This is a genomic window from Candidatus Eisenbacteria bacterium, assembly GCA_005893275.1.
Lineage (GTDB): Bacteria > Eisenbacteria > RBG-16-71-46 > SZUA-252 > SZUA-252 > WS-7.
On the sequence record VBOW01000027.1, the window covers coordinates 36,368 to 49,589 of the forward strand.

Here is a 13,222-nt window from a genome sequence, read left to right on the forward strand (position 1 = left end):
TCGAGATCGGGCTCAAGGGCCGGACGTCCGCGGGCCCATTTTCTTTGCCGTGTACCTGGCAGCGATGAATCCTTCGAAAGCAGCACCGACGCTCGAGCAGGTGCTGAAGCGTCCCACGCCCGCGCACATCGCCATCATCATGGACGGAAACGGGCGCTGGGCGGAGCGCCGCGGGTTGCCTCGCTTGATGGGGCACCGCGCGGGCCGGCGCGCCGTGCGGGAGGTGGTCGAAGGCTCCGTCGAGCTGGGGATCAAGGTGCTCACGCTCTACACCTTCTCGCTCGAAAACTGGGACCGAGGCGCGCGGGAGGTGAGTGGGCTCATGCGCATCTTGGAGCAGGTGCTTCGGGAGGAGCGCGAGGAGCTCAAGCGGAATAACGTCCAGCTCCGCACGATCGGCCGTGTGGATCTCCTCCCGGAACGGAGCCGCAAGATCCTGGAGTCCACGCGGAGCTACCTCGCCGGCAATGACGGCCTCGTCCTCGTGCTGGCGATTTCCTACGGGGGGCGTGCGGAAATCGTCGACGCGGTGCGACGCATCCTCCAACAAGACCGGGAGCAGCGGATCGCGGCCGAGGAGATCGACGAGGATTTCTTCGCGCGGAAGCTCGACACGGACGGGCTGCCCGATCCGGACCTCCTCATCCGAACGAGCGGCGAGCTGCGCGTCTCCAACTTTCTGCTCTGGCAGCTCGCATACGCGGAATTCTGGGTCACGGACGTCCTGTGGCCCGACTTCCGCCGGAAGCATCTCTACCAGGCGGTATATGACTTCCAACGAAGAAGCCGTCGCTTTGGCCGAACGCGCTGAGCCTCGCGAGGACGCGCCGAGCGTAACGCCGGCGAAGGATCCTTCGTTGCTCCTTCGGGTGGCGAGCGCGATCGTCTTTCTGCCGCTCCTTGTCTTGATGGCCCGCATCGGAGGGTTCGTCTATCTCGGGTTTACGCTGCTCATGATCGGCCTCGCCCTGCGCGAGTTTTACCAGATGATGGCGTCCAAGGGGCTCGCGCCTCATTGGAAGTCGGGATTCGCGGCCTCCTTTCTGTTCCCGATCGGAATCTACGCGCGGCTTCGCTCCCACCGGACCGAGGAGTGGCACCTGGCCGGGCTCTTCACGGTGCTGCTCGTCGCGATGCTCCTCGCGGAGCTCCGCCGCGGCGCGAGCAAGCAGACCCTCGTGAACGCCTCCTCGACGGTCCTCGGCGTCCTCTACATCGGCTGGCTCGGATCCCACGTGTGCGCATTGCGGGAGTTGTCCTGGTCCCTCGGCCTGCCCTATTCGCTCGGGATGTCCTTTGCGCTTCTGCCTTTTTTCCTGGCGTGGACCTGCGACAGCGCGGCGTACGCGGTGGGGCGCGTATGGGGGCGGCACAGGCTCGCTCCCGGGGTGAGTCCGGGAAAGTCGGTGGAAGGGGCGGTGGGCGGCCTCCTCGCGGCGATCGCGGCGGGGGCCGTCGCCCGCCTGTGGTTCGCGCCGTACCTTTCATGGCCATCGGCGCTCGCGCTGGGTGGGCTCGTCGGCATTTTCGCGCAGCTCGGCGATCTGGTGGAGTCGCTCCTGAAACGGGACGCGGAGGCGAAGGAGTCTTCGAGCTTGATTCCGGGGCACGGCGGTGTGCTCGATCGCTTCGATAGCCTGCTCTTTGCGGCGCCGCTCGTTTACTATTTCCTCGTGTGGGAGGTTCTCGGACGATGATCCGGGTCGCCCTCTTGGGGGCCACGGGCTCGATCGGATCCGCGGCGCTCGATCTCGCCGGAGCGTACCGGGATCGGATCCGGCTCGTCTCTCTGGCGGCGCGCTCGAACGACGCGGCGCTCCTCCGCGCCGCGGACGCGTTCGGGGTTCGCCGGATCGCTCTCGTGGATACCGCCGCCGCGCGCCGCGCGCGCGACAGGTGGAAGGGCGGGGAGGTGCTCGAGGGGGAGTCTGCGCTCTCGGCGCTCGCCGAGGACGAGGACGCCGACGTCGTCATCAACGCCGTCGTCGGGAGCATCGGGCTCAAGCCCACCGTCTCCGCGCTCTCGCGCGGCAAGCGCGTGGCGCTCGCCAACAAGGAGTCGGTGGTCCTCGCGGGGGAGCTCTTGACCGCCGTCGCGCAGCGATCAGGCGGGATGATGCTGCCCGTCGATTCCGAGCACAGCGGCGTCTTCCAGTGTCTGGCGGGGCGTCCGGTGTCGGACGTGCGGCGCGTCACGCTCACGGCTTCCGGCGGCCCCTTTCTGCGGCGAGATCCGCGCACGATCTCGGCTTCGACGCCGGAGGAGGTGCTCCGGCACCCGACCTGGTCGATGGGCGAACGAATCACCGTCGACTGCGCCACCTTGATCAACAAGGGGTTCGAGGTGATCGAGGCGCGCTGGCTCTTCGGAATCCCGCCGGAGCGATTGGACGTCGTCATCCATCCCCAATCGATCGTGCACGCCCTGGTGGAGTTTGTCGACGGATCGATCGTGGCCCAGCTCTCGGTTCCGGACATGCGCGTTCCGCTCCTCTACGCGTTGAGCTATCCCGAGCGATGGACCTCGGACCTTCCGCGCCTCGGTGTCGCGGATTTGGCGACGCTCACCTTCGAAACGCCCGATCCGGTCCGTTGTCCGGGGCTCACGCTCGCGGGGCGCGCTTTGAGGGCGGGCGGGACCGCTCCGGCGGTCCTCAACGCGGCCGACGAGGAGGCCGTCCGGCTTTTCCTCGACCGGAAGATCCGCTTCGGCGATCTGATGCCTCTCGTCGAGGAGGTGCTGAGCGCTCATGCTCCGGAAGGGCCGCTCACCCTCGAGTCGATCCTCGAAGCGGATGCCTGGGCGCGTGGGCGGCTTCACGAGGCGGCCGCGCCTATGACGCGCGGATGACGTCCGCGCCTCGCCCGCGCGCGCGCGACGGACGGTCGCCGGCCGCGCTTCCCAGCCGGGACGCGCTCCTCGTCATCGTGGACCGTCTCCGCCGCCGGAAGGTGGCGGTGATCGGGGATCTCGTGCTGGATGAGTACTGGGTTGGACGCTCGTCGCGAATCTCCCGTGAAGCGCCGGTGCTGATCCTCGAACACGAGGAAGAGCGGCGGGTGCCGGGGGGCGCCGCGAACGCGGCCATGAACGTGCGGGCGCTCGGCGGCGCGCCGCTGGTGGTGGGGAGGCTCGGCGGAGACACGGCCGGCACGGCGCTCGCACGGGCCCTCCGCGCGAGCGGGCTTGAGACCCGCTGGTTTCACCGCGACCCGGGCGGGGGCACGATCGTCAAGACGCGGATTCTCGCCGGCTCGAGCCACGCCGCGCGCCAGCAAATCGTGCGGCTCGATCGGGGGCACACCGAGCCTCTATCGCGCGAGGCCGAACGGCGGCTCATCCGGGCGGCGCGGGAGGCGGTCCGTCGCGCGGACGCGGTCCTCCTTTCCGACTACGGCTACGGGGTTCTCAGTCCGGGACTGAGACGGGCGGCGATCGGCGAGGCGAAGCGGGCGAAGATTCCCGTCGTCGTCGATTCCCGCTACGATCTCCGTTCCTACCGGGGGGCCACGTTGCTCACTCCCAACGAGCACGAGGTCCAGGAAGCGATGCGCCTGCCGTCCCTCCGTGCTCCGGTCTTGAAGCGAGCCGGTGAAGCGCTGATGCGAAACGGCGGCGCGAGGGCCGTCTGGATCACGCGGGGAAGCGACGGGATGCTCCTCTTCGAGCGCGGCAGCCGCCCGATCGGGATTTCGATCGTGGGATCGTCGGATGTCGCGGATGTGACCGGAGCGGGGGACGCGGTCTCGGCCACGGCCGCCCTCGCGCTCGCGGCGGGGGCCTCGCAGCTCGAGGCGGCGTTGCTCGCGACCTACGCGGCTTCGGTGGTCGTGATGAAGCGCGGAACCGCCACGGTGGGTCGGCTGGAGCTCGTGGACGCGATTCGCGCTCACGCCGCGCCGAAGGTGACCGGATGAGCGCCCGGCCGGCCAAGGTCGTGGCGCTCGCGTCGATGGAACGACGCCTGCAGAGCTCACCCTCGGAGCGCGAGGGGCTGGTCCTCGCGAATGGAATCTTCGATCTGTTCCACGTGGGCCACGTGCGCTATCTCGCGGGCGCGAGGGAATCGGGTTCCGCGCTTCTGGTCGCCCTGAACTCCGACGCCTCCGCCCGAAGGCTCAAGGGATCCGGCCGTCCACTCATGCCGCTCGAGGAGCGCATGGAGCTGGTGGCGGCGCTCGGGTGTGTGGATTGGGTTACCTCCTTCGAGGAAGACTCGGTGGAGAACGTGCTCCGCCGGCTCCGTCCCACGATCCACGCCAAAGGGACCGACTACACGGTTGAAAGCGTCCCGGAACGGGCCATCGCGCAGTCGCTCGGCATCCGGACGGTCATCGTGGGGGATCCCAAAGGACACGCGACGAGCGATCTCATCCATCGGATCGGCCTCTTGAGGGCGGCGGGTTCGGAGGGCGCCCGGGGTGGATGAGCGCGGCGACAGGCGCCTCGCGGTTCCTCCGCCCCGGCGCGTGCTCGTCACCCGGTTGCGCAGGATCGGGGATGCGATCCTGGTCCTCCCGGTGATCGAGGCGCTCCGCGAAGCATTTCCAGCGTGTTCGATCGATTTTCTCGCCGAGGCGGGGCCGGCACAGGCCGCCGCCCATCATCCGGCGATCGACCGCGTGCTCGTGCTGGACCGCACGCTGGGATTCCTCCTCCCCGCCCCGCCCCGGCTTCTCTGGAATCTTCGCGGTCGCCGCTACGACTGGGTCATCGATCTCTACGGGAACCCGAGAAGCGCGCTCCTCGCTGCTTGGACCGGCGCGCCGGTCCGTGTGGGGCCCGCCCGCAGCGCGCGCCGGCGGTTCTACACACACCCCGTTCCGCCCACGGCGGGACCGGTTTCCGCGATCGCGCATCATCTCCGCTCGCTCGAGGCGCTCGGGATCCGCCCGGCGGTCCACCCGCCGCGGATCGCCCTCACCCAGGTCGAGCGCGAGCAGGGACGCCTCCGGCTCGAGTCGGCGCTCCCGGGCGGCGGGCCGCGCGTCGGAATCCATCCCGGCAATCGATGGCCGGCGAAGCGATGGCCCGAGGAGCGATTCGCCGCGCTCGTGCGCGGGCTTCCCCGCCTCGGGGTGCGGGCGGTCGTGCTGGCGGGGCCCGGGGAAGAAGCCCTCGCGCGCAGAATCGCGGCGGGGACGGGGGGCGCGCGGGACGCTCCCGTGATCGGCGGCCTCCCGCTCCGCGCCCACTGGGGTGTCATCGCCGCGCTGGATGCGCTCGTCACGGTCGATGGAAGTCCGATCCACGCGGGGCCCGCGCTCAGAACCCCCACCGTAGGCATCCTCGGTCCGACCGAGCCCGAGATATGGTTTCCCTACCGGGCAAGCGATGGCCACCAATTGCTCTCACGTGAGATCTGGTGCCGCCCCTGCCACCGCCACGAATGCGCGCGCATGGACTGCCTCGACTGGATCGGCGTCGGCGACGCGCTCCAGGCTGTGGCGCGCGCGCTGGCGCATGGAGGAGGCGCGCGTGCGACCGCGTGAGGAGCGGGCGAGGGCCGTCGTCGATCTTGCGCGCGTGCGCCGCGTCCTCGTGGTGCGCCATCGGGCGGCCGGTGATCTCCTCCTGACCACGCCCGCCCTTCGCGCGCTGCGCGCCGGCCTGCCCTCCGCTTCCATCGACGTGCTCACCGCTCGGGAAACGGGGGCGCTCTTGCGGGGGAGCCCGGATGTGGACCGCGTGCTCGAAATCGATCGACGCTCCCTCGCCTCCCAGGCTTCCCGCTACGTGGACCTGATTCGCGGCCGGTACGATCTCGTCCTCGACATGGTCTCCAACCCGAGGAGCGCCTTCATGACCGCGCTCACGCGCGCGCCGGTTCGGGTGGGCTACGATCTCGCCGGCCGGCGTTACGCCTATACGATTCGAATTCCGCGGGAGCCGCTCGGCCCCGGGGGTCCGCAGGTCCGCTACGCGCCGGAAGCCTCGCTCGATCTCGTTCGCGCGATCGGGATCGCCCCGCGCGGGCTCGAGCTCACGCTCGCCGTGCCGACGGAGGCCCACCGGACCATCGACGAGTGGCTGCGCCGCTCGGGGTTGGGTGCGCGGGCTCTCGTCGCCTGCCTTCCTTCCGGCACGTGGCCGACGAAGACCTGGCTTCCGGAGCGGTTCGCGGAGGTCATGGACCGGCTCCACGGCGACGCCGACATCCTCTGGATGTGGGGCCCCGGGGAGGAGCCCTTGGCGCGGGAGTGCCGCGGGCGAATGCGAAACCCGTCCACGGTCGCGCCCGCGACCGGATGGCAGGAGCTGGCCGCGCTGATCGCGCGTTGCGCCCTCCTCGTCAGCAATGACTCCGGCCCCAAGCATCTCGCGGTTGCGCTCGGCGTCCCGACGGTGACCGTCTTCGGGCCGACGCATCCCGGGGCGTGGCAACCCCCGGCGGGACCGCACGCCGCGATCGAGGCCGCGGCCCTCGAGTGCCTCCACTGCAACCAGACCGTCTGCCCCTTGCCGGGAGACAGGTACATGCGTTGCATGAAGGACGTGACGGCCGCGATGGTGATCGAGGCGTGCCGCGCGAGGCTCCGAGACCGGGTCGGGAGCGTCGCATGAGCGGTGGCGGCGGGGGCGCCCGCGAGCCGTTGAGCGTGCTCGTGACGACCAGGAACGAAGAGCGCGCGATCCGAGCGTGTCTCGAGTCGGTTCGCTGGGCCGAGGAAGTCGTGGTTGTGGATTCGGGGAGCACCGACGGGACGCTGCCGATCGCGCACTCGATCGCGGACCGCGTGCTGGATCATGCCTACGAGAGCCCGGCCGCGCAGAAGAATTGGGCCCTGCCGCAGCTCACCCACCGATGGACGTTGATTCTGGACGCCGACGAGCGCGTGCCGCCGCCGCTCCGACGGGAGATCGAGTCGGTCCTCGCCGACGCCGCGCGCAAGGAAGGCTACTGGATCTACCGCGAGAATTACTTCTACCGGAGGCCGATCCGGTCCGCCGGGTGGCAGCGCGACAAAGTGCTTCGCCTGTTCGATCGAACGAAGGGAGCCTACCGACCGGTCCCGGTCCACGAGGAGATCCAGCTTCGCGGAAGGGAGGGCGTGCTTCACGAAAGGCTCCTCCACGAGCCCTACCGCGATCTCGACCACTACTTCGAGAAATGGGATCGCTACTCGCGGTGGTCCGCCGAGGACCTGCGCCGCCGTGGGATCCCGGCCTCGGGGGGCCGTCTCCTCCTTCGCCCGTGGCTGCGATTCCTGCGCATGTACGCGCTGGAGGGGGGATTCCGGGAGGGACGGCGCGGCGTCGTGCTCTGCTGGCTGGCCGCGTTTTCCGTTTTCGCGAAGTACGCGCGGCGCTGGGAACACGAGATCCGGGACGAGGGGCGATGAGGGTCGCCTTCTTCGGCGCCTACGACCCCTCCTACGCGCGCACCCGCGTCCTCCGCGAAGGGCTTGAGAGCCGCGGCGCCGAAGTTCTTTCGGTCCACGCGCCCAGGGATTCGCCGGGCGGCATTCGGGAGATACGCCTCGTGGTTTCCTGGCTTCGCGGGGCGCGCGAGCTCGACGCGATCCTTGTTCCATCCTTCGGGCATCGAGACGTTCTTCTCGCGCGGCTCCTGGGCCGTGTCGTGGACTCCCCCGTCCTCTTCGACCCTCTCGTTTCGCGCTGGGACACGCAGGTCGGCGACCTGGGCAGGCTCAAGGAGGGAACCGTGAGCGCGCATCGGGTCCGTGCGAGCGATCGCGTGTCGCTCTCCCTCGCGGACATGGTGCTGTGCGACACGTGGGAGCACGGGGATTTCTATGCCAGCGAGTTCGGGGTCACGCGGAGCAAGCTCTGCCGGGTTCCGGTCGGAGCCGATCGCTTCGCCTTCGAGCTGGGAGAAAGGCGCGCCGCCGGCCCGAGAAGCGGTCCGCTCGACGTCGTGTATCTGGGAGGATATCTGCCGCTCCACGGGCTCCCGGCGGTCATCGACGCGGCCACCGAGCTGGAGGCGCGCCACGGGACCGGGTTCGCGAGCTTCACCCTGATCGGCGGCGGCATGCTGATGCCTCGGATCGAGCGCGACATCGCGGCGCGCGGCCTCCGGAGCGTGCGGCTTCTCCCGCGGATGCCGTACGACGAGGCGCTGACGCGACTCGCGCGAGCCGACGTCGGCCTCGGCATCTTCGGCACGAGCGCCAAGGCGGCTCGCGTCGTGCCGCACAAGGTGTTCCAGTCGATGGCGCTCGGCCTGCCCACGATCACGCGTCGCTCCGCGGCGATCGCCGAGTTTTTCCGCGATGGGGAGCACCTGTGGCTCGTGCCTGCCGGGGACGGCGCGGCGCTGGCGGACGCGATCGAGTCGCTCGCCGGGGATCCGGCGCGCCGTGAGACCATGGGGGCGGCGGGCCGCGCCGCCGCCCGCGCGCAGGCCTCGCCGAATCGGATCGGCGATATCCTCGTCGAGGCGATCCAACGCTCGCGCGAAGCCACCGCGCCGGGCGCGCGCCGGTGATCCGGATTCTCCATGTAGACTCGGAACGGCCCTGGAGGGGAGGGCAGCAGCAGGTGCTCCTCCTCATGGGGCGGCAGCGCGCGCGCGGCGACGATCCTCGTCTCGTTGCACCCCGTGGAAGCGCGCTCGCCGAGCGCGCCTCGAACGAGGGGTTCGCGGTGCACCGCTTGGGCATGCGCGGTGCGTGGGATCTCCCCACGGTGTTTGCTCTCGCGAAGCTGATGCGGGACACCCGGCCGGACGTCGTGCATTGGCACGCGGCGCGGGCCCATGCGGTCGGCGCCATGGCGGCCCTGGTCGCCCCCGGGCCGGCACGGGTTCTTTCGCGCCGGGTTCAATTCCCCGTGCGTCGCTCCTTCGGCAGCAGGCTTCTCTACGCGCTTCCCGTGGAGCGCATCGCGGCGATCTCGCTGGCCGTGCGCGATTCGCTGGTCCGAAGCGGCGTCGACGCCGGGCTGATCCGAGTCGTTCCGAGCGGAATCGACCTGGCGGCCTTCTCCGGATCTTCCGATCGCGACCTGGTTCGCCGGCGCCTCGGCGCCGCGGACCAGGACGTCGTCGCCGTCAATGCGTCCGCCCTGGCGGTGGGGAAGGGCCAGAGCGATCTTCTCCAGGCGGCGGCACGCTCGGTTCGGCGCGTACCGTCCCTCAAGATTTGGATTGTGGGGGAAGGTCCGCTGGAGAGGAGGCTCCGGAACGAACAACGGGCCCTGGGTCTCGAAGGATCGGTGGCGTTCCTCGGCTTCCGGACCGACGTGCTCGAGCTGCTCCGCGCTGCGGATTTCTTCTGCCTCCCATCGCTGTCGGAAGGGCTCGGCACGTCGATCCTCGAGGCCATGGCCGCCGGCCTCCCGGTGGTCGCGACCCGCACAGGCGGCGTTCCGGAAATCGTCGAGGAAGGGCGGACCGGGATTCTCGTTCCCCCTTCGGATCCGGCGGCACTCGCCGAAGCCATGGTCGATCTGGCCTCCCGTCCCGCGCTGAGGGCCTCGATGGGGGCTTTGGGCCGGGAGCGGGCGGAGCGATTCAGCGTCGATCAAACCGCCGACATGACCTACCAGGTCTATCGCTCGGCGCTCGCCGCCCGGCGTCGATTGACCGTGTAAATTCAACCTGTTACAGTCACAAGTTCAACCTCCAAAGGGGTTCGATCCACCGGAAGGCATTCCCGACCATGCATGATTTTTGGACGATCGCTCTGTACGGAGCCCTGGTTCTCGGCGTGCTCGTGTTCGTGCACGAGCTCGGGCATTTTCTCGTGGCCAAGTGGCTGGGCGTCCAGGTGCTTTCCTTCTCGATCGGGATGGGACCCCGCCTTTTCGGTTTCCGGAGAGGAGGAACCGACTACCGTATCTCGGTGCTGCCGCTGGGCGGATTCGTGCGGATGGCCGGCGACAGCCCCGACTCCCAGGACCGCCAGGGACAGCCCTACGAGTTCCTCGAGAAGCCCTGGTGGGTGCGGGCGCTGATCACCGCCGCAGGACCCATCGCGAACCTCATCTTCGCATTTCTCATCAACGTCGCGGTCTATTGCATCGGCGTGAAGACCCCCGACTTCCCTTCGGTCGTCGGACGCGTGAGTCCCCATTCGATCGTCGAGAGCATCGGCGTCCGCGAGTGGGACCGCATCGCCACGCTGGACGGCCGACCCGCGCGGACCATGCGGCAGCTCGCCGCGGCGGTGGATCGTGCCGCCCGAGCCAAAGGGCCGGGGTCCATTCCCTTGACGGTCTTGCGCCACGGGAAGGAAGTGGCCCTTCGGGTGCCGCGTCGCGATGCGGCGCGCCTGGCGGAGGAGCTGGACTGGAACACGGGGACCGTGATCGGAAGGGTATTCGTGGGCCTGCCGGCGTACCAGGCGGGGCTCCGCGAGGGAGACGAGATCGTGAGCGTGAACGGCCAACGCGTCGGGAACTGGTCGGAGCTCAGCTCGCGGATCCGGCGCAGCCCGGACACGCCCCTCGAGCTTGAGGTCCGCCGGGGCTCGAAGATGTTCCTGGTCACGGTGAAGACGACCCCCGACAGCGTGATCGGGATCTCGCTGCCGGAGACGATCACGATCGTGGAGCGTTTCGCGCTGCCGCAGGCCGCGTGGCTCGGCGTGAGACAGACGCTCTACGCGATGGGGCAGATTTATAACGGGCTCTGGAGCTTCCTGACCAATCCGATTCGCTTGAGCTCGAGCGTCGCGGGACCGATCGCGATCGCGCAGGTGGCGCGGGATCAGGCGAGAAGCGGCTGGGATCAGCTTCTCTCCTTCGCATCCTTCATCAGCGTTGCGCTGATGGCCATGAACCTGCTCCCCATTCCGATCCTGGATGGCGGCCACGTGCTTTTCGCGCTGCTCGAGGGCGTGCGCCGGAAACCTCTTTCGGTCAAGACTCAGGCCGCGTTCCAGCGCATCGGCCTCGCGGTGCTGGGAGGTCTCGTCATCTTTTCCTTCGCCAACGACCTCACCAGGGTCTCGCAGCGAAGGCGCGCCGAAGCAGAAATCAACCGCCGGCTGAACCACAACGCGCCCGCCGACACGGTTCCTTCCTCGGACGGACGCTGATTCCGCCGGATTGACGCGGCGCGATCCCACGATGCGCGGCGGGACCTACGCGAGACTCGGGCTCGCCGCGCTGCTGCTCGCCTCCTCGTTTCCGGGCAAGCCGTCTTCCGCACAGCGAGCCTCGGAGTTCGAGACGACGCTCCGGGTTCGGCACGTCGAGATCCACGGGAGCAAGGCATTCTCGGAGCGGAACCTCCGTGGGTTCTTGAGGACCCGGGGTTCCTCCTGGTTCCGGCCGTGGCGGCGTCCGCGCTACCGATCCGATTTTCTTCGCTTCGACCGGGCGACGTTGCAGTCCTACTACCGTCGCCATGGCTTCATGTTCGCCCGCGTCGACAGCGCGTTTCCCGTACCCGTTCCGGGGAGCGCGTCCACGGTGGACGTCCACTTCTTCCTCATGGAGGGCCCGCTCACCCGGCTGAGCGGGGTGGAGTTGGAAGGAACGGCTCCGCTCTCCGAAGCCGAGGTGCGGCGGGTCCTGAAGCAGAAGCCGTTGAGCCCGCTCGACATCACGTTGGTCGAGACGGACCGCCAGGCCGTCGAGGATCGCTACGCGGACCTGGGATACGCCGCGGTGCAAGTGCGGGACTCGGTGGCGGCGGACAGCGTGCATGCCGTCGTGGTCTACCGGATTGAGCCCGGCCCGATCGCGCGTTTGGGACAGGTGGGCGTCGAGGGCATCAAGGATACCCGCCGCCGGGTCGTCACCCGAGAGCTGACGGTTCACACCGGCGATATCCTCTCCCGCAAGAAGCTCGCGGAGAGCCAGCAGCGCATCTACGACACGGGGCTCTACAGCGACGTGATCTTCGAGCGCGGGGATATCGATTCGGCGACCCATTTGGCGGACCTTCACCTCACGGTGCGCGAGCGCAAGATGGCGTGGGTCGACGTCGGGCTGGGCTACGGAACCCTGGACCAGGTGCGACTCACGAGCGAATGGGGACACCGGAACATCGGCCACGAGGGAATCCGCTTCGTCGTTTCCGGGAGGATGGGCTTTCGCGTCACGGCTCCCGACCCCGCGCAGACCAAGTCGAGGCTTGGAAACCGACGCGCCGATGCCGCCCTCTCCCAACCATGGACCTTCGGGACCCGGACGCAGGCGGCCGTCGGCGGATACGCCGAGCAGATCGTGCAGACCCAAACGGGCGTCCAGATCCCGCTCGCGATCCCACTGCGCGCCTATGGCGTCTCGCTTACGTTCGGCAGGGATCTCTCGCGTTTCACTCACGGCGCGCTCTCGCTGGGCCATCGACACGTCATCACGGACAGCACCAGCTTTAAGCCCGCGCCCGGGGTCGAGCAAAAGAGCTACTCGACGCGCCGAGTCGGTCTCTCTCTGGAACGCGATACGCGCAACAACCCCTTCGATCCCAAAGGGGGTCATGATCTCCTTGGGAATGCGGTCGTCGCGGGAGGGGTACTGAAAGGGAACGCCCGCTTCACGAAATTCAGCGCGGCCGCGAGCACGTATCTTCCCGCCGGCCGCGGATTGACCTTGGCCTTTCGGATCCAGGCGGGTTACGCGAGCCCCTTCGGCCACATTCCGGCTCCGGGCGACACGCTGCGCGATCTCGACCGCATTCCGCTGGAGGACCGCTTCCAGGCCGGCGGAGCCTCCTCGGTGCGCGGGTATTTCGAGAACGAGCTCGGGTACCGGATCGTGTCGGCCGACTCCTCCCGACTCGAAGGCGGAGAGGTCCTTCTGCTGGGCTCCGCGGAGGCACGATTCCCGCTATTCTGGATCGTGGGCGGGGCCGTGTTCCTGGATGCGGGAAACGTCTGGGAGCGTCCGCGAGATGTCACCCTGAGGCGGGTTTTCACCGTCTTGGGCCGTGGGGCGGGGTATTCCGACATGCGCTACTCCGTGGGGGCGGGGATCCGGATCGGGACGCCGGTCGGTCCGGTGCGATTCGATTACGGCTGGAAGCTGAGGCACGCGAAACCCGAGGAGCACGATCTGAGCTCCACCCGGGGTACGTTCCACTTCAGCCTGGGGCAGGCATTCTGAAATGTTCGGGATGATGCGGTTCAGGAAGCGTCGTGAGGAGAACGGGGTAGAGCCGCCCGCTCGAGCCCCGGGCAGGGTTCCGGGATGGCTCCTCTGGGTCCTGACGGCTCTGGCGGCAATCCTCCTTTTCGTCTCCCTGGGGGCCACGCTTCTCGCCTTTCTCTTCGCGAAGGGGGACCCCACCCTGTCGCGCCGGATCGT

At 68.8% G+C, this 13,222-nt stretch carries 12 protein-coding genes; all 12 read left to right on the top strand.

The window, feature by feature from the left end; genetic code table 11:
- Positions 1 to 64: 64 nt before the first annotated feature.
- Entirely contained in the window at positions 65 to 811 is a 747-nt protein-coding gene (locus tag E6K76_06350) for an isoprenyl transferase (protein TMQ58967.1), read from the top strand.
- Complete coding sequence (locus tag E6K76_06355) at positions 768 to 1,697, top strand: phosphatidate cytidylyltransferase (GenBank protein TMQ58968.1); 930 nt, start codon at positions 768 to 770, stop codon at positions 1,695 to 1,697. The genes E6K76_06350 and E6K76_06355 overlap by 44 nt, the downstream gene beginning before the upstream one ends.
- Positions 1,694 to 2,851, top strand: coding sequence for a 1-deoxy-D-xylulose-5-phosphate reductoisomerase (locus tag E6K76_06360; protein TMQ58969.1), 1,158 nt, complete (start codon positions 1,694 to 1,696; stop codon positions 2,849 to 2,851). The genes E6K76_06355 and E6K76_06360 overlap by 4 nt, the downstream gene beginning before the upstream one ends.
- Positions 2,848 to 3,918, top strand: coding sequence for a hypothetical protein (locus E6K76_06365; protein TMQ58970.1), 1,071 nt, complete (start codon positions 2,848 to 2,850; stop codon positions 3,916 to 3,918). Before E6K76_06360 ends, E6K76_06365 begins: the two co-directional genes overlap by 4 nt.
- Positions 3,915 to 4,430 (top strand): D-glycero-beta-D-manno-heptose 1-phosphate adenylyltransferase, encoded by a 516-nt coding sequence (locus E6K76_06370; protein TMQ58971.1) that lies wholly within the window; start codon positions 3,915 to 3,917, stop codon positions 4,428 to 4,430. The genes E6K76_06365 and E6K76_06370 overlap by 4 nt, the downstream gene beginning before the upstream one ends.
- Positions 4,423 to 5,493, top strand: coding sequence for a glycosyltransferase family 9 protein (locus tag E6K76_06375; protein TMQ58972.1), 1,071 nt, complete (start codon positions 4,423 to 4,425; stop codon positions 5,491 to 5,493). The genes E6K76_06370 and E6K76_06375 overlap by 8 nt, the downstream gene beginning before the upstream one ends.
- The gene (locus E6K76_06380) at positions 5,336 to 6,565 is read left to right on the top strand and encodes a glycosyltransferase family 9 protein (protein ID TMQ58973.1); all 1,230 of its coding nucleotides are present in this window, start codon (positions 5,336 to 5,338) and stop codon (positions 6,563 to 6,565) included. The genes E6K76_06375 and E6K76_06380 overlap by 158 nt, the downstream gene beginning before the upstream one ends.
- Complete coding sequence (locus E6K76_06385) at positions 6,562 to 7,344, top strand: glycosyltransferase family 2 protein (protein ID TMQ58974.1); 783 nt, start codon at positions 6,562 to 6,564, stop codon at positions 7,342 to 7,344. The genes E6K76_06380 and E6K76_06385 overlap by 4 nt, the downstream gene beginning before the upstream one ends.
- Positions 6,807 to 8,453 carry a glycosyltransferase family 4 protein gene (locus E6K76_06390; protein TMQ58975.1) on the top strand — a complete coding sequence of 549 codons (1,647 nt, stop codon included), beginning with the start codon at positions 6,807 to 6,809 and terminating at the stop codon, positions 8,451 to 8,453. Before E6K76_06385 ends, E6K76_06390 begins: the two co-directional genes overlap by 538 nt.
- Positions 8,450 to 9,559, top strand: a complete 1,110-nt coding sequence (locus E6K76_06395) for a glycosyltransferase (protein ID TMQ58976.1) — start codon at positions 8,450 to 8,452, stop codon at positions 9,557 to 9,559. Before E6K76_06390 ends, E6K76_06395 begins: the two co-directional genes overlap by 4 nt.
- 68 nt (positions 9,560 to 9,627) lie before the next feature.
- Positions 9,628 to 11,007, top strand: coding sequence for an RIP metalloprotease RseP (rseP, locus tag E6K76_06400; GenBank protein TMQ58977.1), 1,380 nt, complete (start codon positions 9,628 to 9,630; stop codon positions 11,005 to 11,007).
- Between the two features lie 31 nt (positions 11,008 to 11,038).
- Positions 11,039 to 13,021: a hypothetical protein gene (locus E6K76_06405; GenBank protein ID TMQ58978.1), complete on the top strand. Its 1,983-nt coding sequence runs from the start codon at positions 11,039 to 11,041 to the stop codon at positions 13,019 to 13,021.
- Positions 13,022 to 13,222 lie beyond the last annotated feature (201 nt).

Coding starts and splice junctions, on each gene's coding strand:
- E6K76_06350 (TMQ58967.1), top strand. CDS start 65: ATGAATCCTTCGAAAGCAGCACCGACGCTCGAGCAGGTGCTGAAGCGT.
- E6K76_06355 (TMQ58968.1), top strand. CDS start 768: ATGACTTCCAACGAAGAAGCCGTCGCTTTGGCCGAACGCGCTGAGCCT.
- E6K76_06360 (TMQ58969.1), top strand. CDS start 1,694: ATGATCCGGGTCGCCCTCTTGGGGGCCACGGGCTCGATCGGATCCGCG.
- E6K76_06365 (TMQ58970.1), top strand. CDS start 2,848: ATGACGTCCGCGCCTCGCCCGCGCGCGCGCGACGGACGGTCGCCGGCC.
- E6K76_06370 (TMQ58971.1), top strand. CDS start 3,915: ATGAGCGCCCGGCCGGCCAAGGTCGTGGCGCTCGCGTCGATGGAACGA.
- E6K76_06380 (TMQ58973.1), top strand. CDS start 5,336: ATGGCCACCAATTGCTCTCACGTGAGATCTGGTGCCGCCCCTGCCACC.
- E6K76_06385 (TMQ58974.1), top strand. CDS start 6,562: ATGAGCGGTGGCGGCGGGGGCGCCCGCGAGCCGTTGAGCGTGCTCGTG.
- E6K76_06390 (TMQ58975.1), top strand. CDS start 6,807: ATGGACGTTGATTCTGGACGCCGACGAGCGCGTGCCGCCGCCGCTCCG.
- rseP (TMQ58977.1), top strand. CDS start 9,628: ATGCATGATTTTTGGACGATCGCTCTGTACGGAGCCCTGGTTCTCGGC.
- E6K76_06405 (TMQ58978.1), top strand. CDS start 11,039: ATGCGCGGCGGGACCTACGCGAGACTCGGGCTCGCCGCGCTGCTGCTC.